The organism is Xanthomonas sp. D-109 (assembly GCF_017746095.1).
In the GTDB taxonomy this organism is placed as follows: domain Bacteria; phylum Pseudomonadota; class Gammaproteobacteria; order Xanthomonadales; family Xanthomonadaceae; genus Xanthomonas_A; species Xanthomonas_A sacchari.
In genome coordinates this window covers 155,282-177,824 of the sequence record NZ_JAGHWV010000014.1, presented here as the reverse complement: position 1 = coordinate 177,824, position 22,543 = coordinate 155,282, and the positions used below count along the sequence as shown (strand labels likewise).

The following is a 22,543-nucleotide window of genomic DNA, read 5'->3' as shown; positions in this document are numbered from 1 at the left end:
TGGGGCCACGGGAGTGGGCGCGCACACCGTATCGATGAGAAGATGAATCGTTGCCGACCCTCGCCGGACCAATGCAGACGACGTTCAGCCACATGCGCTCTGCGCTTGAAATAACGAGGTTTTAAGACTTTTGGCTGTTCATCCAGATGCGCGCGACGTGACGACGCAGCCGCTGCTGCAGGGTCTGCCCGCGCGGATACGCGACGATTGCCGGGTGCTGCTGCTCGGCTCCATGCCCGGTGCGGCATCGTTGCAGCAGGCGCGCTATTACGCGCATCCGCGCAACCGGTTCTGGCCGTTGATGGCGGCGTTGTGCGGTTTCGATCCGGCACTCGACACAGAAGCGCGCATGCAGGCATTGCACGCAGCCGGCGTCGGCCTGTGGGATGTCATCGGCCAGTGCCGGCGCCGCGGCAGCCTGGATGCGGCGATCGTGCGCGGCAGCGAAGTGCCCAATGCCTTGCCCGAGCGCATTGCGCAGTTGCCGCAATTGCGCGTCGTCGCCTGCAATGGCGCGGCAGCGGCGCAGGCGTTCGCGCGCTTCGTGCAGCCGCGGTTGCCGCCGCGCGATCCGCCGCTGGTGTTGTTGTCGTTGCCGTCCAGCAGTCCGGCCAATGCTGCCTTCGCCTGGCCACGTCTGCTGCAGGCGTGGTCGCCGTTGCAGCAGTGGCTGCGTGCGCCGGCGGCCGGCGATTGAATGACGCCGCAAATCCCACGAGCCGCTCCTACGAGAGACGGCGCGCTGTGCGGGAAGAACAGGTGATTGGCGGTGCTCTGGCGTCGCGACGATCGATCAGCGCCGCGCGCGCGTGCGCAGCCACAGGGTCTGCAGCGCCAGCACGACGGCCAGCGACAGCGCTACCCATGCCGCAGTCTGCGCACCGGCCAGCGTGCTCCCGGCCTGTTTGACGTAGACCGCGGCCAGCGCCCACAGCGCCGCCGCCGCATAGGCGAAATTGCCGCGCATCGCCCGGTTCATGCCCAGCAGCAGCGCCGCCGCCAGCGCGAACAGCACCAGGCTCCACGGCAGCATCCGCTCGGTCGAGAGCCAGCGATAGGCCACGATCACCTGCGCGGTGTTCAGGAACGCCGCCAGCGACAGCCAGCCGGCGTGCAGCGACAGTGGCAGCCACGCCCACAAGGTTTGGCCGGGTTCGGCCGCCGGATCGCGCGACAGCCGCAGCGCGGCCAGCAGCGTCGCCGCCAGCGCAGTCCAGATCACCGCCAGCGCGAGCAGGAAGTGCTGTTGGGAGAACACCGGCATCCACGCCGCGGTCAGCGCGAAGCCCAGCGCCGCCGGTGCCCGCACCTGCGCCAGCGCGCTGCCGCGGCGGCGCCGCGCGCTGCATTGCCACAGGCCGAAGGCCAGGTCGAGCAGGAAGATCACGCCCCAGATCGCGAAGGCATAGCCGGCGGCGACGACCAGGGTCGGGTAGCGGTCGGAAATGGCGCCATTGGTGGGACCGAACGCGCCACGTTGCCCGAACCAGGCGACCAGCGGCATCGCCAACGCCATCAACAGCACCAGGATCCGCATGCCCGCCCTCCGGAAATCTGCGGCGAGCCTAGCCGCGGCGCCGTGAAGGCGGCGCACCGGCGGCGGGCGCCGCGGGTGCGCAACATGCGCCGGCGTACTGTCCGCTGGCAGCGCCCGCGCGCGCAGGCGATCAGGCTTTTTTGCCCGGCAAAGGTTGGCGCTGCGGCTGCGGGCCGCCACAATAGGGGTTTCCCCCTCATCAGTTGCCGGAGTTCCCCGCATGGCCGAAATCAAGGAAGCACTTGTCCCCGATATCGGTGACTACAGCGACGTCCCGGTAATCGAAGTGCTGGTGGCCGTCGGCGACACGGTGAAGAAGGACCAGAGCCTGGTCACGCTGGAGTCGGACAAGGCGACGATGGAAGTGCCGTCGCCGTTCGCCGGCGTGGTCAAGGAGATCAAGGTCAAGGTCGGCGACAGCCTGTCCGAGGGCAAGGTAGTGGCGCTGATCGAAGTGGCCGAGGGTGGCGCCAGTGCCGCAGCCGCCGCGCCTGCGGCCGCCAAGGCCACGCCCGCGCCGGCCCAGCAGGCCGCCGCCCCGGCCGCCGCACCCGCACAGAACGCGATCAAGCCGGCCCCGGCCGCGGCCGCGCCCGCCGGCGTGGTCGAGGCGCGGGTGCCGGACATCGGCGACTACAGTGACGTGCCGGTGATCGAGGTGCTGGTCGCGGTCGGCGACACGGTCAAGAAGGACCAGGGCCTGGTCACCCTGGAGTCGGACAAGGCGACGATGGAAGTGCCCTCGTCGGTGGCCGGCGTGGTCAAGGAACTCAAGGTCAAGGTCGGCGACAGCCTGTCCGAGGGCAAGGTGGTGGCGCTGATCGAGGTGGCCGGCAGCGATGCCGACGCGCCGGCCGCATCCGCGGTCCAGCCCAGCGCCGAGACCGGCGGCGGCGTGGAGCCGGTGCCGACCTCGTCCGCGCCGGACAAGCTGGCCCAGCGCGAGATCGCCCAGGTCCAGGCGACGGCGCCGGCCAAGGCCGCCGCGCCGTCCGCCACCCAGAGCAGCCCGCCGGTGGCGTTCGACGCCGACAGCGTGCTGCCGCAGAAGGTGCCCTACGCCAGCCCGGCGGTGCGCGTGTTCGCCCGTGAGCTCGGCGTGGACCTGTTCCAGGTCAGCGGCTCGGAGCAGGGCGGCCGCATCACCAAGGACGACGTGCAGCGCTACGTCAAGGCCGCGCTGTCCGGCGCCGCGCCGGCCGCCGCCGGTGCCGCGCCTGCCGCAGGCGGCAATGGCCTGAACCTGCTGCCGTGGCCGAAGGTGGATTTCGCCAAGTTCGGCGAGGTTGAGGTCAAGCCGCTGTCTCGGATCAAGAAGATCTCCGGCGCCAACCTGGCGCGCAACTGGGCGATGATCCCGCACGTCACCCAGTTCGAGCAGGCCGACATCACCGACCTGGAAGCGCTGCGCGTGGCGCTGAACAAGGAAAACGAGAAGGCCGGCATCAAGCTCACCATGCTCGCCTTCCTGCTCAAGGCCAGCGCCGCGGCGCTGAAGCAGTTCCCCGAGTTCAACGCCTCGCTCGATGCCAGCGGCGAGAACCTGACCCTGAAGAAGTACTTCCACATCGGGTTCGCCGCCGACACCCCGAACGGGCTGGTGGTGCCGGTGATCCGCGACGTGGACAAGAAGGGCGTGGTCGAGCTGGCGCGCGAGAGCGGCGAGCTGGCCAAGAAGGCGCGCGATGGCAAGCTCGGCCCGGCCGACATGAGCGGCGGCTGCTTCTCGATCAGCTCGCTCGGCGGCATCGGCGGCACCGCCTTCACCCCGATCGTCAATGCGCCGGAAGTGGCGATCCTGGGCGTGTCCAAGTCGTCGATCCAGCCGGTCTGGAACGGCAAGGAATTCGCGCCCAAGCTGATGCTGCCGCTGTCGCTGAGCTACGACCACCGGGTCATCGACGGCGCCGCCGCCGCGCGCTTCACCACCTACCTGAGCCAGGTGCTGGCGGACATGCGCCGCGTGCTGCTGTAAGCCCTGTCGTCACGGCGCCGCCGCTGTCGCGGCGCCGGTTTCCCCCCACCTGCGCGCGCCGGCTGTTTGCGCGGTCGCGCCGACGAACTGCAAACGCCCCTCGCTGAGGCGAAGGGCCACAGGAGAAGCTGCATGGCGGTCATTGAGGTCAAGGTCCCGGATATCGGCGACTACAGCGACGTTCCGGTCATCGAGGTGCTGGTCGCCGTCGGCGACACGGTGAAGAAGGACCAGGGCCTGGTGACGCTGGAGTCGGACAAGGCCACGCTGGAAGTGCCGTCAGCGGCCGCCGGCGTGATCAAGGAGCTCAAGGTCAAGCTCGGCGACACCCTGTCCGAAGGCGCGGTGATCGCGCTGCTGGAGACCGCCGATGGCGCCGCTGCCGGCGCGCCCGCCGCGGCCCCGGCCGAGGTGCCGGCCAGCAAGCCGCCGGTGGCGCCGTCGCACCGCGCCCCGGCCGAGCCGCCGGCACCGAAGCCGGCCCTGGCCAGCGGCAAGCCCGCCGACATCGAATGCAAGATGGTGGTGCTCGGCGCCGGCCCCGGCGGCTACACCGCCGCGTTCCGTGCCGCCGACCTGGGCCTGGACACGGTGCTGATCGAGCGCTACGCCAGCCTCGGCGGCGTCTGCCTCAACGTCGGCTGTATCCCGTCCAAGGCGTTGCTGCACGCGGCCGCGGTGATCGACGAGGTCGCCCATGCCGGCGACTTCGGCGTGGACTTCGGCAAGCCCAAGATCACCCTGGACAAGCTGCGCGAGTACAAGGAAAAGGTGGTCGGCAAGCTCACCGGCGGCCTGGCCAGCATGGCCAAGCAGCGCAAGGTGCGCACCGTCACCGGCGTGGCGTCGTTCGTGTCGCCGAACGAACTGGAGATCGTCGGCGCCGACGGCAAGACCCAACTGCTGCGCTTCGAGCACTGCATCGTCGCCGCCGGCTCGCAGGCGGTGAAGCTGCCGAACTTCCCGTGGGACGACAAGCGGGTGATGGATTCCACCGACGCGCTGGAACTGCAGGAGATCCCCAAGACCCTGCTGGTGGTCGGCGGCGGCATCATCGGCCTGGAAATGGCCACCGTGTACAGCGCGCTGGGCAGCAAGGTCACCGTGGTCGAGTTCATGGACCAGCTGATGCCGGGCGCCGACAAGGACCTGGTCAAGCCGCTGGCCGATCGCTTGAAGAAGCAGGGCGTGGAGGTCCACCTCAAGACCAAGGCGGCCGAGGTCAAGGCCGACAAGAAGGGCATCACCGTGACCTTCGAGGCCGCCACTGCGGGCGAGACCCCGGCGCTGGCCGCCACCACCTACGACCGCGTGCTGGTCGCGGTGGGACGGGCGCCCAACGGCAAGAAGATCGGCGCCGACAAGGCCGGCATCAACGTCACCGAGCGTGGCTTCATTCCGGTCGACCGGCAGATGCGCACCAACGTGCCGCACATTTTCGCCATCGGCGACATCGTCGGTAACCCGATGCTGGCGCACAAGGCCACCCACGAGGGCAAGCTGGCCGCGGAAGTGGCTGCCGGCGAGAAGAAGGAGTGGGTGGCGCGGGTGATCCCGTCGGTGGCCTACACCAACCCGGAAATCGCCTGGGTCGGCGTCACCGAGACCGAGGCCAAGGCCAAGGGGCTGAAGGTCGGCGTGGCCAAGTTCCCGTGGGCGGCCAGCGGCCGCGCCATCGGCATCGGTCGCACCGAGGGCTTCACCAAGCTGATCTTCGACGAGGAGACGCACCGCATCATCGGCGGCGCGATCGTCGGCGTGCACGCCGGCGACCTGCTGGCCGAGATCGGCCTGGCGATCGAGATGGGGGCCGAGGCCGAGGACATCGGCCACACCATCCATGCGCATCCGACCCTGAGCGAGTCGGTCGGCATGAGCGCCGAGGTCTACGACGGCACCATCACCGACCTGTACATCCCGAAGAAGAAGTGACGTCCTTGCATGCGACCGTACCGCCACGTGCGGTGCGGTCGCGGCCGGGGTGAACCGACGCATGGAGGTCGACGTGGGGCAGGACACCCTGTGTCCCGAACTGCAGGCGCTGCTGCAGCGCGAACTGGCCGGCGGCAACCGCATCGCCGAGCCGTCGCGGCGGACCGACTGGCCGCATCCCGGCTCGGTGTTCGTCTCGCTGAAGCGCGATCTGCGCAGCGACGTGGCCTCGCTGCCGGCGACGGTGCAACACGCGATCTGCACCGACCCGCACTATGGCTGGCACGACGAGTGCTACTGCACCACGCACCGGCACCTGCTGGTGGCCGGGGCGACCAAGCCGCCCTGAATCCGCCGCGTCGGCGGCGTTGCATGCCTGCAGGAACGCGAAAGGCCCGCACATGGCGGGCCTTTCGTTTGCAACGCGCGCTTGCGGCGCGCGTGGGCGTCGATCAGAACGCGAAGGTCACGCCCGCGACCGGGCCCTTGAACTCCTGCTTCAGGCCGATGCTGGCGTTGTCGCGCTTGCGGTCCACGTCCAGCTTGAACCAGTCGTAGCCGGCGAAGATGCCGAAGTTGCGGGTGAAGCGGTACTCGACGATGGCGTTGGCGCGGCTCAGGTCGCCGTCGTACTTGTCGAAGTTGCCCCACTTGGTGTTGAGGTACTGGCCCTGGATGTTGAACAGCCAGTGCTCGCTCGGATGCGCGGTGAAGCGCAGGCCGACCACCGGCGCGGCGCCGTCCTCGCTCTCGTCGAGGAAGGTGCCGGCATACACCGGACCCAGGTCGGCGTAGGCGTTGGCCTGCACCTTGGCCCACTCGGCACCGATCTGCAGGCCCATGCTGAACTGCGGGTTGTCGATCACCGAGTAGTCGTACACCAGGCTGGCCACCTGGTACTTCAGCTCGCCCTTGACGAAGCTGCCGGTCGGCACGGTCACGCCGCCGAAGCTCGCGTCTTCGCTCAGCTCTTCGCGGCGGTCCTTGTCGTACTTGAAGTAGTCGAAGATCAGGCGCTGGCGGGTGCTGAGGCGGAACACGCCGTCCACGCGCGGCTCCCATTCCTTGCCGCCGAAATTGAAGTCCTGCGCGCCGGAAATGGCGTTGCCGTTGATCACGGCATTGCCGCGCAGGGTGTTGTCGTTGTCCACGTTCATCGCGCCGACACGCAGGGTGAAGCGGTCGTCGCCGTCTTCGGCGTGGGCGGGCAGGGCGTAAGCGGCGGCGAGCGCGCAGGGCAGCGCCAGGGCAAGCAGGTGTTTCATGGGGGACAAACTCCGTCGTCTTGGGATTTTTTCGGATGAGGCGTCGATGGCAGTGCCAGCGCGTGCCGTCACTATCCTTAAATTTGCGTCCACCATTCGTGAAAGTATGGTGGCCCGGGCCGCCACGGCTGTCCCAAAACGCGCCACGAAAAAAGCCCCGGAAGGACCGGGGCTCGGTGGGGCTGCGCTGTGGGCCGACGAGGATGGGCGCAGTCCCTGTCCAATCGGACAGCGGGGCGGACAGAAAGTTCCCCCGCAAAGACGTGCTGCAACGCCGCATTCGGTGCCGGTGGCGGGCGGCCACCGTGCTATCGTCTACGGGTGGACGGGGACCCGGACGCTGTCAGGACTCCTGGCGGTTGTCTCGCAAATTGTCCCATTGCTATAATTCCGCGGCTCGACGGACGCGAAGACGTCCTCAATCCACCACCAATTGCAGGATTTTCTGTGCTGAACTCCGTTGATGCGGGTCGGCGGCTGATGCTGCGCGCAGCGATTTACCCGCTGGTGGCGGTGGCCGTGGTGTCACTGCTGTTCCTGCTGCTGGGACCGAAATACGCGATGGGCGCCGCCGCAACCGGGCTGGCGACCGTGGCAGGGGGATGGCTGGCCGCACGCACCGCGCTCAATGGCGGCGTGCAGGCGGCAGGCTCGGCGCTGGCGCGGTTGATCGTGGCCATGGTGCTGAAGTGGGTGTTGGTGTTCGCGGTGCTGGCGCTGGGCTTTGCCTGGTGGCGGTTGCCTCCTCTGGCCCTGTTGGCGGGTATCGCCGTCGGGCTGATGTTCCAGGTTCTGGCTCTGGCCAGGCGTTGATCGAATCAAGAAAAGGCTCAGGACTCATGGCGGGCGAGGCACTAACCCCTACCTCCTACATCCAGCACCACCTCAAGAACCTCACTTTCCAGGTGCAGGAAGGCGGGTTCTGGCAGTTGCACGTCGACACCCTGGTGATGTCGCTGCTGATGGGCCTGCTGATGGTGTTCGGCTTCTGGCTGGCCACGCGCAAGGCCACCGCGGGCGTGCCCGGCAAGTGGCAGGCGTTCGTGGAGATCCTGCTGGAGTTCGTCGACCGCCAGGCCAAGGACACCTACCACGGCACCAGCAAGCTGGTGACCCCGATCGCGATCACCCTGTTCTTCTGGATCCTGATGATGAACCTCATCAAGATGATCCCGGCGGACTTCCTCGCGATCCCGTTGAGCTGGGCCGGCGTGCACTTCTGGAAGCCGGTGCCGACCGCCGACGTCAATGCCACCCTGGGCATGTCGATCAGCGTGTTCTTCCTGATGCTGTTCTTCTCGCTGCGCTCCAAGGGCGTGGGCGGCATGACCAAGGAATTCCTCACCGCGCCGTTCGGCAAGTGGATGCTGCCGTTCAACCTGATCCTCAATATCGTCGAATGGCTGAGCAAGCCGGTGTCGCTGGCGATGCGACTGTTCGGCAACATGTTCGGCGGCGAGATCGTGTTCCTGCTGATCTGGGTGCTGGGCGGTGCCGGCATCCTCGGTGCGCTGGCCGGCGGCGCGTTCGGCTTCGGCTGGATGCTGTTCCACCTGCTGGTGATTCCGCTGCAGGCGTTCATTTTCATGATGCTGTCCATCGTGTACCTGAGCCTGGCGGAAGACAGCCACTGACGTTTCTGTTTCACGCGTTCTAAGCAACCCTTCGTTCGATTCACCATCCTCAAGCAACTTTGTTCCTGGAGAAAACCATGTACTTCGCCGTCCTGACCAACCTCGCCCAAGTCCAGAGCTCCACCGTCCTCGCCGTCGGCATCATGATCGGCCTGGCCGCGCTGGGCGCCGGCCTCGGTCTGGCCATCATGGCCGGCAAGTTCCTGGAATCGGCCGCGCGCCAGCCGGAACTGATCCCGGTGCTGCAGGTCCGCATGTTCATCACCGCCGGCCTGATCGACGCCGCGTTCATCATCAGCGTCGCGGTCGGCCTGCTGTTCGCGTTCGCCAACCCGATGATCGGCGAGTTCGTCGCGCGTCTGCCGCAGGGCGGTTGATCCCGTCGTACCGGCGTGCGGTCGCCACCGGCGGCCGCCGCTACGGATGAAGGTTCGGACGCGTCGCCGTGCTGGCGGCGCGTCCACCCCGTCACCATTGGCTGAGCGTACCCCATGAATATCGGTCTCACCCTCTTTGCCCAGGCGCTGGCGTTCGCCGGTCTGATCTGGATCGTCGCGACCAAGATCTGGCCGCCGCTGATGCAGGCCATCGAAGAGCGCCAACAGAAGATCGCCGAAGGCCTGGCCGCCGCCGATCGCAGTCAGAAGGATCTGGCGCAGGCGCAGGAAAAGGTCAACGAAGCGTTGAAGGACGCCCGCATCAAGGCCAACGAGATCATCGACCAGGCGCATGCGCGCGCCAACCAGATCGTCGAGGCGGCCAAGCACGAGGCGATCGTCGAAGCCACCCGGCAGAAGGAGCTGGCCCAGGCCGAGATCGACGCCGCGGCCAACCGCGCGCGCGAGGACCTGCGTCGCCAGGTGTCGCTGCTGGCGGTGAGCGGCGCCGAGAAGCTGCTCAAGCGCGAAATCGACGCCAACGCCCACAAGGCGCTGCTCGACGAGCTGGCGGCGGAGATCTGAGATGAGCCAGGCCCTCACACTGGCGCGTCCCTACGCTCGCGCCGCGTTCGCCGCGGCCAGCGACGCCGGCAAGCTCGCGCCCTGGTCGCAGGCGCTGGCGTTCTCCGCCCAGGTCGCGGCCGACCCGCGCGTGGCCGCGCTGCTGCACAACCCGCTGCTGCAGCGGGAGCAGGCGGTGTCGCTGCTGGCGCCGGACGCGGCCGACGAGCAGTACCAGCGCTTCCTGAGCCTGCTGGCCGAAGGCCAGCGGCTGCCGCTGCTGCCGGAGATCGCCGGGCTGTACGACCAGCTGCGCGCCGAGGCCGAGCGCGTGGTGCAGGCCAACGTGACCTCCGCGACGGCGCTGAGCGATGCCGAGGTGGCCTCGCTGAAGGTGGCGCTGAAGCAGCGCTTCGGCCGCGAGGTCGAGATCACCACGGCGGTGGACGCTTCGCTGATCGGCGGCGCGGTGATCGACGCCGGCGACGTGGTCATCGACGGTTCGTTGAAAGGCAAGCTGTCGCGTCTGCAATCCGCACTGGCCCACTAAGAAACGGGAATGGCGAATAGAGAGGAGAGAACCCGGCCCGGCGGCGACGCCACCCGCGATTCCCGATTCCCCATTCCCGATTCTCAAAGAAGCTAACCACACGTCGCCATGCGCCCTTGCGCGATGGACGATCCGAAGGAAACCAAGATGGCAACCACGCTCAACCCCTCCGAAATCAGCGAACTGATCAAGAACCGCATCGAGCAGGTCAAGCTGGCCGCGGAGTCGCGCAACGAAGGTACGGTCACCAGCGTGTCCGACGGCATCGTGCGCATCTTCGGCCTGGCCGACGTGATGCAGGGCGAAATGATCGAACTGCCGAACGACACCTACGCCCTGGCGCTGAACCTGGAGCGCGACTCGGTCGGCGCCGTGGTGCTCGGCGACTACGAGAACCTGCGCGAAGGCGACGTGGCCAAGACCACCGGCCGCATCCTGGAAGTGCCGGTGGGCAAGGAACTGCTGGGCCGCGTGGTCAACGCGCTGGGCGAGCCGATCGACGGCAAGGGCCCGCTGGGCACCAGCCAGACCGCGCCGGTGGAGCGCGTGGCGCCGGGCGTGCTGTGGCGCAAGTCGGTCGACCAGCCGGTGCAGACCGGCTACAAGTCGGTCGACGCGATGATCCCGATCGGTCGCGGCCAGCGCGAACTGATCATCGGCGACCGCCAGACCGGCAAGACCGCCATGGCCATCGACGCGGTGATCAACCAGAAGAGCACCGGCATCAAGTGCGTGTACGTGGCGATCGGGCAGAAGGCCTCGACCGTCGCCAACATCGTGCGCAAGCTGGAAGAGAACGGCGCACTGGCGCACACCATCGTGGTCGCCGCGACCGCTTCCGAATCGGCGGCGATGCAGTACATCAGCGCCTACGCCGGCTGCACGATGGGCGAGTACTTCATGGACCGCGGCGAAGACGCGCTGATCGTGTACGACGACCTGTCCAAGCAGGCCGTGGCCTACCGCCAGATCTCGCTGTTGCTGAAGCGTCCGCCGGGCCGCGAAGCCTACCCGGGCGACGTGTTCTACCTGCACAGCCGCCTGCTGGAGCGCGCCGCGCGCGTGTCCGAGGAATACGTGGAGAAGTTCACCGAGGGCAAGGTCACCGGCAAGACCGGTTCGCTGACCGCGCTGCCGATCATCGAGACCCAGGCCGGCGACGTGTCCGCGTTCGTGCCGACCAACGTCATCTCGATCACCGACGGCCAGATCTTCCTGGAAACCGACCTGTTCAACGCCGGCATCCGCCCGGCGGTGAACGCCGGCATCTCGGTCTCGCGCGTCGGCGGCGCCGCGCAGACCAAGATCATCAAGAAGCTCTCCGGCGGCATCCGCATCTCGCTGGCACAGTACCGTGAGCTGGCGGCGTTCGCGCAGTTCGCCTCGGACCTGGACGAATCCACCCGCAAGCAGCTCGAGCGCGGCCAGCGCGTGACCGAGCTGATGAAGCAGAAGCAGTACCTGCCGATGTCCATCGCCAACCAGGCGCTGTCGATCTACGCGGTCAACGAGGGCTACCTCGACGACGTGCCGGTCAACAAGCTGCTGGCGTTCGAAGAGGGCCTGCACGCCCACTTCGCCAACACCCAGGGCGACCTGGTGGCCAAGGTCAACGACACCGGCGACTGGAACGGCGACATCGAAGCCGCGTTCAAGAAGGGCATCGGCGAGTTCAAGACCACGGGCAGCTGGTAAATCAGTTGCCGGGAATCGGGAATCGGGAATAGAGAATAGGGAATCGTAGGAGCGGGATCCGGGCTTGCCCATTCCCGATTCTCCATTCCCCATTCCCACGAAGCGAGCAAAGCGAGCGAGAGCATGGCAGGCGGACGCGAAATCAAATCCAAGATCAAGAGCGTGCAGAACACCCGCAAGGTGACGCGCGCGCTCGAGATGGTCTCGGCCTCCAAGATCCGCAAGGCGCAGGATCGGATGAAGACCTCGCGTCCGTACGCGCAGGCGATGAAGCAGGTGATCGGGCATCTGGCGCAGGCCAGCACCGACTACACGCATCCGTTCCTGGCCGAGCGCGAGAACGTCAAGCGCGTCGGCTACATCGTGATCTCCTCCGATCGCGGCCTGGCCGGCGGCCTGAACAACAACCTGTTCCGCAAGATGCTGGGCGAAGTGCGCCAGTGGCAGGACCAGGGCGCGGGCGTGGACGTGGTCACCATCGGCCAGAAGGCCTCGGTGTTCTTCCGCCGGATCAAGGTGGACATGGTCGGCAGCGTCAGCCACCTCGGCGACCTGCCGCAGCTGGAGCAGTTGATCGGCGTGATCAAGGTGATGCTGGACGCGTTCACCGAAGGCAAGCTGGACCGCGTGTATCTGGTCTACAACCGCTTCGTCAACACGATGACGCAGAAGGCCAGCTTCGACCAGTTGCTGCCGCTGCCGGCGGCCGAGAGCCAGGTCGCGCACCACGACTGGGACTACCTGTACGAACCCGATGCCGCGAGCGTGCTCGAGCACGTGATGACGCGCTACATCGAGTCGCTGGTGTACCAGGCGGTGCTGGAGAACGTGGCGTCCGAGCATGCGGCGCGCATGGTCGCGATGAAGGCGGCCAGCGACAACGCCAGCAAGCTGATCAGCACCTTGCAGTTGGTCTACAACAAGGCGCGTCAGGCCGCGATCACCCAGGAAATTTCCGAAATCGTCGGCGGCGCAGCCGCTGTGTAGCCGGGAATGGGGAATGGAGAAACGGGAATGGTCGAAGCAGCAGCGCTCGATCTTCCCATTCCCGATTCCCCGTTCCCCATTCCCGACACCAGATTCGCATAGACATTAGTGGAGCTATCCAAATGAGTCAGGGCAAGATCGTTCAGATCATCGGCGCGGTCGTCGACGTCGAATTCGCGCGTGCCGATGTGCCGAAGATTTACGACGCACTGAAGGTCGAAGGCACCGCCATCACGCTGGAAGTGCAGCAGCAGCTAGGCGACGGCGTCGTGCGCACCATTGCGCTCGGCTCCACCGACGGCCTCAAGCGCCACCTGGTCGCCGCCAACACCGGCAAGGCGATCGCCGTGCCGGTCGGCATCGGCACCCTGGGCCGCATCATGAACGTGCTCGGCGAGCCGATCGACGAGCGCGGCCCGGTCCAGTCCGACGTGCAGTGGGAAATCCACCGCGAGGCGCCCGACTACGCCGACCAGTCCTCCAGCACCGAACTGCTGGAAACCGGCATCAAGGTCATCGACCTGATGTGCCCGTTTGCCAAGGGCGGCAAGGTCGGCCTGTTCGGCGGCGCCGGCGTCGGCAAGACCGTCAACATGCTGGAGCTGATCAACAACATCGCGACCGAGCACTCGGGCCTGTCGGTGTTCGCCGGCGTGGGCGAGCGGACCCGCGAGGGCAACGACTTCTATCACGAGATGAGCGACGCCAACGTCATCGTCCAGGACGACCTGAGCAAGTCCAAGGTGGCGATGGTGTACGGCCAGATGAACGAGCCGCCGGGCAACCGTCTGCGCGTGGCGCTGACCGGCCTGACCATGGCCGAGTACTTCCGCGACGAGAAGGACGCCAACGGCAAGGGCCGAGACGTGCTGTTCTTCGTCGACAACATCTACCGCTACACCCTGGCCGGTACCGAAGTGTCGGCGCTGCTGGGCCGCATGCCGTCGGCGGTGGGCTACCAGCCGACCCTGGCCGAGGAAATGGGCGTGCTGCAGGAGCGCATCACCTCGACCAAGACCGGCTCGATCACCTCGATCCAGGCCGTGTACGTGCCCGCGGACGACCTGACCGACCCGTCGCCGGCGACCACCTTCGCCCACCTCGACGCCACCGTCGTGCTGTCGCGCAACATCGCCTCGCTGGGTATCTACCCGGCGGTGGATCCGCTCGACTCGACCAGCCGCCAGCTGGACCCGAACGTGATCGGCCACGAGCACTACGACACCGCCCGCCGCGTGCAGTCCACCTTGCAGAAGTACAAGGAACTGAAGGACATCATCGCGATCCTGGGCATGGACGAATTGTCCGAAGACGACAAGCAGGCCGTGTCGCGCGCGCGCAAGATCGAGCGCTTCTTCAGCCAGCCGTTCCACGTGGCCGAAGTGTTCACCGGCTCGCCGGGCAAGTACGTGTCGCTGAAGGACACCATCCGCGGCTTCAAGGCCATCGTCGACGGCGAATACGACCACCTGCCGGAGCAGGCCTTCTACATGGTCGGCGGCATCGAGGAAGCGGTCGAGAAGGCCAAGAAGATGGCCGAGAAGGCCTGATCTGGACGCCGGCCGCAGGCGGCCGGCATCCGGGAATGGGGAATCGGGAATAGAGAATCGTCAAGGCGGGACAACTGGAATCTGATGCATCGCGTACTGGTTGAGAGAAGGCAATCTGCTTCTCCCCATTCCCGATTCCCGATTCCCGATTCCCGCCTCACCCAGTGAGGCACCATGAGCACCATCCGTTGCGACATCGTCAGCGCCGAGCATGAGATCTACCACGGCGACGCCACCCTGGTGGTCGCGACCGGCGAACTGGGCGAGCTGGGCATCGCGCCCAAGCACGCGCCGTTGATCACCCGGCTCAAGCCCGGCAAGGTGGTGGTGACCACCGCGAGCGGCGAGCAGCTGGATTTCGCCATTTCCGGCGGCATCCTCGAGGTGCAGCCGCAGGTGGTGACGATCCTGGCCGACACCGCGATCCGTGCGCAGGACATCGACGAGGCGTCGGTGCGCAAGGCCAAGGAAGAAGCCGAACGCCTGCTCGCCAATCGCGGCGAAGGCATGGACGTGGCCGAGGCACAGGCCAAGCTGGCCGAGGTCACCGCGCAGTTGCAGGCGCTGGAGCGCCTGCGCAAGAACCTCAAGCACTGAGGGTTCCCGCCACGCGGCCCAGCGGCCGAATGCGCGATGACGACGCCGGCTTCTGCCGGCGTTTTCGTGTCTGGGAAAGGCGGCGGGTGGACGGCACCGGCGCGCGGTGGTCGCGGGCGCGCTGCGACGTTGCCACCGCGGAATGCGACGTCGCGCACGGCGCTGGCTTGCTGGTCGCTGACTCGGCGGTGTCGCCATGCGACAAGACGCGGGTGCGGTCATCGTGCGGTCGGTGGACTGCGGCAAGATGGCGGCCCGATCTGCGCTCCATCCCCCACGCGCAGACGGTTACCGGAGAACCGAGATGAGCCTGTCCGCTTCCGTTCCTCGCCCCTGTGCGCACGCCCTGACCGCCGTGCTGGCCGGCGCCATGTTGATGGGCTGCGCCTTGCCCGCGCGCAGCGCCACCCCGCTGGAGCCGCTGCTGGATCGCATCGTCGAGCGCAATGCGATCGGCGACCAGGTCGCGCTGAGCAAGTGGGACAGCGGCAAGCCGGTGCTGGATGCCACGCGCGAGGCCGCGGTGCTGGCCAGCGTGCGCGAGCAGGCGCCGGCCCATGGCGTGGATGCCGACGATGCCGTGCGCTTCTTCGGCATGCAGATCGAATCCAACAAGCTGGTGCAATACGAGTTGCTGTCGCGCTGGCATCTGCGCGGCCGCGCGCCCGACAGCCCGCGCCCCGACCTGACCGCGCTGCGCGCGCGCCTGGACCAGTTGCAGGGCGAGATGCTGGACGCGTTGCAGGCCAGCGCCGCGGTGCGCCAGGCTCCGGATTGCCCGGCCACGACCGCACGCGCGGCCGAGGCCTATGCGCTGCGCTGGCAGCTCGACCAACTGCATCGCACGGCGCTGGTGCGCAGCCTGGGCGATTTCTGCCACTGAGTCGTCGCTAGCGGGGCCGGCAACGGATGGCCTGCGTCGGAGGCAGACAAAGTTGCTTTGGCGATCAGCGCCCCTGATGTGGGCTCGTCGTCCGGGCTTCGCTCGTCGCGACTGAAGTCGCTCCCACAGGGATGCTCCCGGCATCTGCTGGGCCTTGTGGGAGAGGCTTCGGTCCCGACGGCCGTCGATACAATCACGACCCGGGCTTCGCTTGTCGCGACTGAAGTCGCTCCACAAGAACTTGCGGCGAACGCGCGGGATGCACTGTGGGAGGGACTTCAGTCCCGACGCATTGCGCCATCAAAAGCACGCCACTTCGTGCGCCGCCGCCGCATGACAGACGCCCCCCAGCATCTGCCGAACCCGTGTGGGAGCCGCTTCAGCCGCCGTCGCGATGGACGCCGATCGCGTAGAACGGTCATGCCCGATTGCCGCCACGCGCGCCGGCGCTAGCGATAGACCAACTGTCGGCCCAGGAAGAACGACACCACCGCCAGCATGCCTTCGACCAGCGGCTTGGCCAGCCAGGCCAGGCGCAGACCCAGCCCGTGCGCGCACAGCGCCACCAGCCAGGTGCTGAGTGCGGTGAGCACCAACCACATGGCCATGAAGCGGCCGAAGCGCCGCCAGCCCAGCCGCGCGTCGTCGCCGTTGGCGAAGGTGATGCGGCCGTTGAGCCAGAACCCGAGCAGGGCGCCGCAGACGCGGCCCAGCACGTTGCCCGGCACGGTGGGCATGCCGGCCGCGGTGGCGGCGACGAACACGCTCCAGTCGACCAGCAATTGCAGCAGGCCGATCAGCAGGAACTGGCTGCCCTGGCGCAGGAGACCCATGAACATCCGCAGGAGAAGACGATCGCGCATGCTAGCGCCTGCCGCGCCGATGTACAGCCCGCCGCGCGTGCGGCGCCCGTGACGGCAGGCGCGGCCGGCACCCTCTAGAATTCGTCGTCCACTCGCAACGGAACCGCCCCATGAGCCTGCCCCTGCACGTCGTGATCCTCGCCGCCGGCGCGGGCAAGCGGATGAAGTCGGTCAAGCCCAAGGTGCTGCAGCCGATCGCCGGCCGGCCGATGCTGGCGCATGTGATCGAGACCGCGCGCCACCTGCAGCCCGATGCGATCCACATCGTTCATGGCCACGGCGGCGAGGCAGTGCTGGCGGCGTTCGCCGACCAGCCGGACCTGCTGTGGGCCGAGCAGGCGCAGCAGCTCGGCACCGGCCACGCGGTGCAGCAGGCGATGGCGGCCGTGCCCGACGCGGCCACGGTGCTGGTGCTGTACGGCGACGTGCCGCTGATCCGTGCCGAGACCCTGACCCGCCTGCTGCACGCGCCCGGCCGCGTCGCGGTGCTGGTCGCCGAACCGGAGGATCCCACCGGCTACGGCCGCATCGTTCGCGATGCGGCCGGCAAGGTCGCAGCGATCGTCGAGCAGAAGGACGCCGACGACGAGCAACGGCGCATCCGCACCATCAACACCGGCATCGTCACCGCCGAGTCCACCGCGCTGAAGCGCTGGCTGGCGCAGCTGCGCAACGACAACGCGCAGGGCGAGTACTACCTGACCGACGTGTTCGCCGCCGCCGCCGCCGAGTTCACCCCGGCCGAGATGGTGCTGGTGGCCGACCCGATCGAGGCCGAGGGCGCCAACGATCCGTGGCAGCTGGCGCAACTGGAACGCGCCTGGCAACTGCGTGCGGCGCGTGCGCTGTGCGAACAGGGCGTGCAACTGATCGACCCGAACCGCGTGGATCAGCGCGGCCGCGTGCGCGCCGGCCACGACGTGCGCATCGACGCCAACGTGATCCTGGAAGGCGAGGTGGAACTGGGCGACGGCGTCAGCATCGGCCCGTTCGTGCGGCTGAAGGACGTGGTGCTGGGGCCGGGCACCGAGGTGCGTGCGCATTGCGATCTGGAAGGCGTGGTCACCGAGGGCGCGGTGCAGATCGGCCCGTTCGCGCGGTTGCGCCCTGGCACGGTGCTGGCCGACGGCGTGCACATCGGCAACTTCGTCGAGACCAAGAAGGCCGTGCTCGGCGTCGGCAGCAAGGCCAATCATCTGACCTATCTGGGCGATGCCACGATCGGCAGCGGGGTCAACATCGGCGCCGGCGTCATCACCTGCAACTACGACGGGGTGAACAAGTCGCAGACGTCGATCGGCGATGGCGTGTTCGTCGGCTCCAACAGCGCGCTGGTGGCGCCGCTGGAGATCGGCGACGGCGCCACCATCGGCGCCGGCTCGGTGATCACCCGCAGTGCGCCGGCCGGCAAGCTGAGCGTGGCGCGGGTGCGCCAGGAAACCATCGAAGGCTGGAAACGCCCGGGCAAGCGCGACTGAGGCATGGTCCGGCGCATTCGTCTGGCGCGCGCGCAGGAGCTGGCGCGGCTGCAGGAGATCGAGCGGCGTGCCGGCGCCCTGTTGCAGGGCCACGCAGAGCAGGCCGTGTTCGCAGCGCACGTGCTGGACGCGGAAGCGTTGCGTGCTGGGCTGGCGCGCGAGCAGCTGTGGGTGGCGCTGGACGAGGACGGCCAGTGCGTGGGCTATCTGCTCGGCGGGCGGCTGGACGACGGCTTCCATGTGCAACAGATGGATGTAGACCCCGACGCAGGACGCCGCGGCCATGGCCGGGCGCTGCTGCGGTACGCGCACGCGGCGGCAATGGCTGCCGGCTTCCCGTGCATGCTGCTGACCACTCTGCGCGATGTGCCGTGGAATGCGCCGTTCTACGCCAGCGAAGGCTTCGCCGAACTGCCGCCTGCGCAGTGGGGGCCGCAACTGCGCGCGACCTGGCGACAGGAAGCCGCGCTCGGCTTCCCGATGCAGCTGCGAATGGCGATGCGCTGCACGCTGCCGTCGCACTGAGCCTCGCGGCCGGCTCGCCGCGTCTCAGCTCGCCGCGACCGCTGCATTCCCAGGGAGCCGGGTCCCCAATCCCGAATCCCCAATCCCGGCCCCAAAAAATCAGCCGCGCTCGCCCTGCGGCAACTGCACCGTCACGCACAGTCCGCCTTCGTCGCGGTTGTGCAGCGACAGGCGGCCGCCGTGGGCTTCGACGATCTCGCGGGTCAGGGCCAGGCCCAGGCCGGTGCCGTTGCGCTTGGTCGAATAGAACGGCATCAGCGCGTTGTGCAGCACCGCCTCGTTCATGCCGCTGCCGCGATCCAGCACTTCCAGGCGCAGCCAGTCCGGGCGGGTGGACACGCGCACGCGCACGCCGTCGACCGGCGTCTGCCCTTCCGGCAGGGATTCGTGGGCGTTCTTGACCAGGTTGAGCAACGCCTGCTGCAGTTGCGCCGGATCGACCCGGCTGTGCAGGTCCGGCGACTCCAGTTCTAGCGCGAACGGGATGTGCTGCTGCAGCCCGGCCAGAAACTGCGCCCAGTGCACCGTCTGCAGTTGCGGCTGCGGCAGCTTGGCGAAGCGCGCATAGCCGCGGATGAAGCCTTCCAGGTGCCGCGCGCGCTCCTCGATGGTGCCGAACACCTCTTCCAGCCGCTCCACCTTCTGCCGCCGCACCAGTTCGGCGCCGGAGTGCGCCAACGAGGCGATCGGCGCCAGCGAGTTGTTGAGTTCGTGGCTGATGACCCGGATCACCTTCTTCCAGGTGTGCACTTCCTGGCGGCGCAGTTCGGCGGTGAGCAGGCGGATCAGCAGCAGTTCGTGCGGGCGGCCGTTGAGATGGAAGCGGCGCTGCGACAGGTGGTAGATCTGCTCCTCGTCCGGATCCTCGTCGCCGCCCTCGATGGCGAACAGGCTGTCGCCGCCGCGCGAGATCGCCTCGCGCAACGGCCCCGGCACGCCCAGCAGCAGGTCGTCCAGGCGCTGGCCTTCCAGCTTCCAGCCGCTGTGCAGCAGCTTGCGCGCGGCCAGGTTGGAGAACACCACGCGGCGCAGGCCGTCGCCGCCCTTGGCGATGAGCAGCATCGCCACCGGGGTGTTCTGCACCATGGTGTCGAGCATCAGTTCGCGCTGCGCCAGGCCCTGGCGCTGCTCGCGCAGGATCTCGCCCAGTTGCGCGTGCGCGGCGACCATCTCGCCCAGTTCGTCGTCGCCGCGCCAGTGCACGCCGAAGTTGTATTCGCCGTCGCGGTAGCTACTGACGGTGCCGGCCAGGGCGCGGAACAGCGAGCGCATCGGCGCGGTGGCGCGGCGCAGGGTCCACCACATCAGCAGCAGCAGGGCCAGCGCCGAGGCCGTCACCACTTCCCAGCCGCGGTCCATCCAGTAGGCCAGCAGCCACGGCAGGGCGGCGGCCAGCGCCAGCACCGGCAGCAGGCGCAGGAACAGCATGACGGTGAAGGAGCGGCGCAGTTTCATTCGCGCGGGATGCCGTAGCGGTCCATGCGCCGGTACAGCGCCTGCCGGCTCATGCCCAGTTCGGCGGCGGCCTGGGCGATGACGCCGTGCGCACGGCTCAGCTCGGCCACGATGCGCTCGCGATCGGGTTCGGCGGCGGTGGCCGTGCGCGGCGCGGCGGGCTTGGGCAGGTTGAGGTCGGCGGCCTCGATCTGCGCGCCGCCGGCCAGCAGCTCGGCGCGCTGCACCACGTTGCGCAGTTCGCGCACGTTGCCGGGCCAGGCGTGGCGCTGCAGCGCCTGGCAGGCGCCGGCCGACAGCGGCTTGTCGCCGGACAGGAAGTGCTCGGCCAGCGGCACGATGTCGCCGGGGCGCTCGGCCAGTGCCGGCAGCGACAGTTCCACCGCGTTGAGCCGGTAGTACAGGTCCTCGCGGAAACTGCCGTCGCGGATCATGCCGATGAGGTCGGCGTTGGTGGCGCTGATCACCCGCACCTTGACCTGCCGCTCGCGGTTGGAGCCCAGCCGCTCGAACCGGCCGGTCTCCAGCACCCGCAGCAGCTTCATCTGCCCGGCCAGCGACAGGTTGCCGATCTCGTCCAGGAACAGGGTGCCGCCGTCGGCGGCCTCGAACTTGCCTTCGCGCACCTTGTTGGCGCCGGTGTAGGCGCCGGCCTCGGCGCCGAACAGTTCGGCCTCGATCAGTTCGGCCGGGATCGCGCCGCAGTTCAGCGCCACGAACGGGCCGCGCCGCACCGAAGAGTTGGCCTGGATGATCTGCGCGATCTTCTCCTTGCCGCTGCCGTTGGGGCCGGTGATCAGCACCGGCAGTTCCGAACGCGCGACCTGGCAGGCCAGGGCGATGGCGCGCTCGCTGGCGGGGTCGGCGAACACCGCACCGCACAGCTCGTAGCGCTGCGCCAACTGCTGGCGATGGCGGCGCTCGCCGTCGCGGCGGCGTTCCAGTTCGCGTCGCGTCTCCGACAGCTCCAGCAGGTTGTTGACGGTGGTCAGCAGCTTGCGGTCGTCCCAGGGCTTGGCCAGGTAGTCGGCGGCGCCGGCCTTGACCAGCTCCACCGCGCTGCTGAGCTGGGTCCAGGCGGTCAGCAGGATCACCGGCAGGTCCGGATGGCGCGTGCGGATCGCCTCGAACAGGGCCACGCCTTCCTCGCCGGAGGTGGTGTCGGCGGTGAAGTTCATGTCCTGCAGGACCAGGTCGATGTCGCCTTCGCCCAGGCGCTGCAGGCCGGCCTGCGGACTGTCGGCGTAGACGGTGTCGATGTCGTGCAGGGAGAACAGCACTTCCAGCGCGGTGGCGACCGCGGGGTTGTCGTCGATGATCAGCAGGCAGGGCATCGTGCACCTTGGGCGCGGAACGGCGCGCCGGCGAAGAAAAACGGACCAGGCGGCATCATCGCAGTCTGCGTGGAGATTGTCGTGCCTGCGTGCATCGGCGCCTCAGACACTGCGCGTGGCCACCGCCGGCGGCACCGCGGCGGCGCGGCGCGCGGGCAGCAGCACCGCGAGCTGGCCGAGCAGCCACAGCGCCAGCGCGCCGATCGGCAGGTACCACAACGGCAGCCGCGGCAGTTCGTAGGCGCTCATCAGATACAGGTTGGCGGCATAGGCCAGCAGCATGCCGAGGACGATGCCGGCGCTGGCGAGCAGGAAGTTCTCCAACTGGAAATGCCGCAGGATCTGCGTGCAGGTGGCGCCGAGCGCGCGGCGGATGCCGATCTGCTTGGTGCGTTGCTGCACCCAGAAGCTGGTCAGGCCGACGATGCCCAGCGCGGTGACCAGCAGCAGCGCGACGCAGACCCCGACCAGCAGCCACGCCATCGCCTGGTCGTTGCGGTAATAGTCTGCACGCGCCTGCTGCAAGGTCTTGGTGCGGTTCACCATCCGCCGTGGACCGTGTTGCGACAGCGTCGCCTTGGCTTGCCGCAACACCGCCTCGCGCTGCGCCGGATCGCGCACGCGCAGCAGGTAGGTGCCGCGATCGTAGGGAACGTTCACCGGGAACAGCATCGTGTCCTCGTAGTGGCCGGTGCTCCCGCCTTCGCGGGGTTGCACCAGGCGCTGCACCACGCCGACGACGCGGTGTTCGCCGTAGACGTAGATGGTGCGGCCCACGGCGTTCTGGCCGGGGAACAGGCGTTGCGCCAGCGACTGGCTGAGGATGACCGAGGGCGGGATGCGCTTGGCCACTGGATCGCGCAGTTGCGCGTCGTCGATGAACTCGTCGTCCGCGAAGCGGCGCCCTGCGACCAGATGCAGCCCCAGGGTATCGAGCAGCCGCGCGTCGCCGAAGTACTGCACCGCATGCAGGGTGCTGCGTTCCTGGTCCGGGCGCAGCGACACGCCGCTGTAGCCGAGCGAGTCGCCGAACAGCGGCTGGTTGATGATGCTGGCCTCGCGCACACCCGGAATGCGTCGCAGCGCGTCTAGGTCGGCGCGGGTCTGCGCGGCGCTGTTGCCGTCGCTGACCACGCTGCGGCTGCGCAGTTGCACCAGTTCCTGCTCGGCGGCGCCGCTGGGCCGCTGCATGCGTTCGAGCCGCTGATCGATCAGGAACAGCGCGTTGCAGACGACGGCGCAACTGAAGGCGATCTCCAGCACGATCAGGCTGGCGGCGACGCGGTGCTTGCGCAGACTGGAGAGGATGGGATGGAGGGACACGATGGGAGTTCCTGGCGGA

Annotated in this window: 22 protein-coding genes; 16 read left to right on the top strand and 6 right to left on the bottom strand. The window is 68.1% G+C overall.

What is annotated here, in order from left to right; translation table 11 throughout:
• Window positions 1–157: 157 nt before the first annotated feature.
• On the top strand, window positions 158–697 hold the full coding sequence (locus J7357_RS15155) for a DNA-deoxyinosine glycosylase (RefSeq protein WP_209247692.1): 540 nt from the start codon (window positions 158–160) through the stop codon (window positions 695–697).
• A gap of 96 nt (window positions 698–793) precedes the next feature.
• On the opposite strand, the gene J7357_RS15150 is transcribed toward J7357_RS15155, so the two are convergent.
• A complete protein-coding gene (locus J7357_RS15150) occupies window positions 794–1,537 on the bottom strand; it encodes a hypothetical protein (RefSeq protein ID WP_209247690.1) in 744 nt (247 codons plus the stop codon).
• A 220-nt stretch (window positions 1,538–1,757) separates the two neighbouring features.
• Between J7357_RS15150 and aceF the strand changes: the two genes are divergently transcribed.
• The 3 genes from aceF to J7357_RS15135 all read left to right on the top strand — a co-directional run bounded on the left by aceF (window position 1,758) and on the right by J7357_RS15135 (window position 5,793).
• The gene (gene aceF, locus J7357_RS15145; protein WP_209247688.1) at window positions 1,758–3,512 is read left to right on the top strand and encodes a dihydrolipoyllysine-residue acetyltransferase; all 1,755 of its coding nucleotides are present in this window, start codon (window positions 1,758–1,760) and stop codon (window positions 3,510–3,512) included.
• 132 nt (window positions 3,513–3,644) lie between these two features.
• Window positions 3,645–5,444, top strand: a complete 1,800-nt coding sequence (gene lpdA, locus J7357_RS15140; RefSeq protein WP_152236502.1) for a dihydrolipoyl dehydrogenase — start codon at window positions 3,645–3,647, stop codon at window positions 5,442–5,444.
• Window positions 5,445–5,505: 61 nt separating this feature from the next.
• A complete protein-coding gene (locus J7357_RS15135; RefSeq protein ID WP_209247957.1) occupies window positions 5,506–5,793 on the top strand; it encodes a hypothetical protein in 288 nt (95 codons plus the stop codon).
• Window positions 5,794–5,896: 103 nt separating this feature from the next.
• On the opposite strand, the gene J7357_RS15130 is transcribed toward J7357_RS15135, so the two are convergent.
• Window positions 5,897–6,709, bottom strand: a complete 813-nt coding sequence (locus tag J7357_RS15130) for a hypothetical protein (protein ID WP_209247686.1) — start codon at window positions 6,707–6,709, stop codon at window positions 5,897–5,899.
• A 447-nt stretch (window positions 6,710–7,156) separates the two neighbouring features.
• On the opposite strand from J7357_RS15130, the gene J7357_RS15125 reads away from it, so the two are divergent.
• The 10 genes from J7357_RS15125 (at window position 7,157) to J7357_RS15080 (ending at window position 15,546) form a co-directional block, all read left to right on the top strand.
• Entirely contained in the window at window positions 7,157–7,522 is a 366-nt protein-coding gene (locus tag J7357_RS15125; RefSeq protein ID WP_026143249.1) for an ATP synthase subunit I, read from the top strand.
• Window positions 7,523–7,548: 26 nt separating this feature from the next.
• A complete protein-coding gene (gene atpB, locus J7357_RS15120) occupies window positions 7,549–8,343 on the top strand; it encodes a F0F1 ATP synthase subunit A (RefSeq protein WP_209247684.1) in 795 nt (264 codons plus the stop codon).
• Between the two features lie 77 nt (window positions 8,344–8,420).
• Window positions 8,421–8,720, top strand: coding sequence for a F0F1 ATP synthase subunit C (gene atpE / locus J7357_RS15115; protein WP_010340497.1), 300 nt, complete (start codon window positions 8,421–8,423; stop codon window positions 8,718–8,720).
• Window positions 8,721–8,834: 114 nt separating this feature from the next.
• Window positions 8,835–9,305, top strand: coding sequence for a F0F1 ATP synthase subunit B (locus J7357_RS15110; protein ID WP_010340680.1), 471 nt, complete (start codon window positions 8,835–8,837; stop codon window positions 9,303–9,305).
• 1 nt (window position 9,306) lies between these two features.
• Window positions 9,307–9,834 carry a F0F1 ATP synthase subunit delta gene (locus J7357_RS15105; RefSeq protein WP_010340679.1) on the top strand — a complete coding sequence of 176 codons (528 nt, stop codon included), beginning with the start codon at window positions 9,307–9,309 and terminating at the stop codon, window positions 9,832–9,834.
• 147 nt (window positions 9,835–9,981) lie between these two features.
• Entirely contained in the window at window positions 9,982–11,529 is a 1,548-nt protein-coding gene (gene atpA, locus J7357_RS15100) for a F0F1 ATP synthase subunit alpha (RefSeq protein WP_209247682.1), read from the top strand.
• A gap of 123 nt (window positions 11,530–11,652) precedes the next feature.
• A complete protein-coding gene (gene atpG / locus J7357_RS15095; protein WP_209247680.1) occupies window positions 11,653–12,516 on the top strand; it encodes a F0F1 ATP synthase subunit gamma in 864 nt (287 codons plus the stop codon).
• Between the two features lie 122 nt (window positions 12,517–12,638).
• Entirely contained in the window at window positions 12,639–14,066 is a 1,428-nt protein-coding gene (gene atpD, locus J7357_RS15090) for a F0F1 ATP synthase subunit beta (protein ID WP_209247678.1), read from the top strand.
• A gap of 174 nt (window positions 14,067–14,240) precedes the next feature.
• Window positions 14,241–14,663 carry a F0F1 ATP synthase subunit epsilon gene (locus J7357_RS15085; protein WP_017910296.1) on the top strand — a complete coding sequence of 141 codons (423 nt, stop codon included), beginning with the start codon at window positions 14,241–14,243 and terminating at the stop codon, window positions 14,661–14,663.
• Window positions 14,664–14,967: 304 nt separating this feature from the next.
• The gene (locus J7357_RS15080) at window positions 14,968–15,546 is read left to right on the top strand and encodes a chorismate mutase (RefSeq protein ID WP_209247676.1); all 579 of its coding nucleotides are present in this window, start codon (window positions 14,968–14,970) and stop codon (window positions 15,544–15,546) included.
• Window positions 15,547–15,995: 449 nt separating this feature from the next.
• Here the strand turns inward: J7357_RS15080 and J7357_RS15075 are convergent, their stop codons facing one another.
• A complete protein-coding gene (locus J7357_RS15075) occupies window positions 15,996–16,379 on the bottom strand; it encodes a GtrA family protein (RefSeq protein ID WP_209247675.1) in 384 nt (127 codons plus the stop codon).
• A gap of 140 nt (window positions 16,380–16,519) precedes the next feature.
• Between J7357_RS15075 and glmU the strand changes: the two genes are divergently transcribed.
• Entirely contained in the window at window positions 16,520–17,887 is a 1,368-nt protein-coding gene (glmU, locus tag J7357_RS15070) for a bifunctional UDP-N-acetylglucosamine diphosphorylase/glucosamine-1-phosphate N-acetyltransferase GlmU (RefSeq protein WP_209247673.1), read from the top strand.
• Between the two features lie 3 nt (window positions 17,888–17,890).
• Entirely contained in the window at window positions 17,891–18,412 is a 522-nt protein-coding gene (locus J7357_RS15065; protein WP_209247671.1) for a GNAT family N-acetyltransferase, read from the top strand.
• A gap of 99 nt (window positions 18,413–18,511) precedes the next feature.
• On the opposite strand, the gene J7357_RS15060 is transcribed toward J7357_RS15065, so the two are convergent.
• The 3 genes from J7357_RS15060 to J7357_RS15050 all read right to left on the bottom strand — a co-directional run bounded on the left by J7357_RS15060 (window position 18,512) and on the right by J7357_RS15050 (window position 22,524).
• Window positions 18,512–19,867, bottom strand: coding sequence for a HAMP domain-containing sensor histidine kinase (locus J7357_RS15060; protein WP_010343792.1), 1,356 nt, complete (start codon window positions 19,865–19,867; stop codon window positions 18,512–18,514).
• Window positions 19,864–21,201: a sigma-54 dependent transcriptional regulator gene (locus J7357_RS15055; protein ID WP_209247669.1), complete on the bottom strand. Its 1,338-nt coding sequence runs from the start codon at window positions 21,199–21,201 to the stop codon at window positions 19,864–19,866. The genes J7357_RS15060 and J7357_RS15055 overlap by 4 nt, the downstream gene beginning before the upstream one ends.
• Window positions 21,202–21,303: 102 nt before the next feature.
• Window positions 21,304–22,524: an FtsX-like permease family protein gene (locus J7357_RS15050; RefSeq protein ID WP_209247667.1), complete on the bottom strand. Its 1,221-nt coding sequence runs from the start codon at window positions 22,522–22,524 to the stop codon at window positions 21,304–21,306.
• Between the last annotated feature and the right edge of the window lie 19 nt (window positions 22,525–22,543).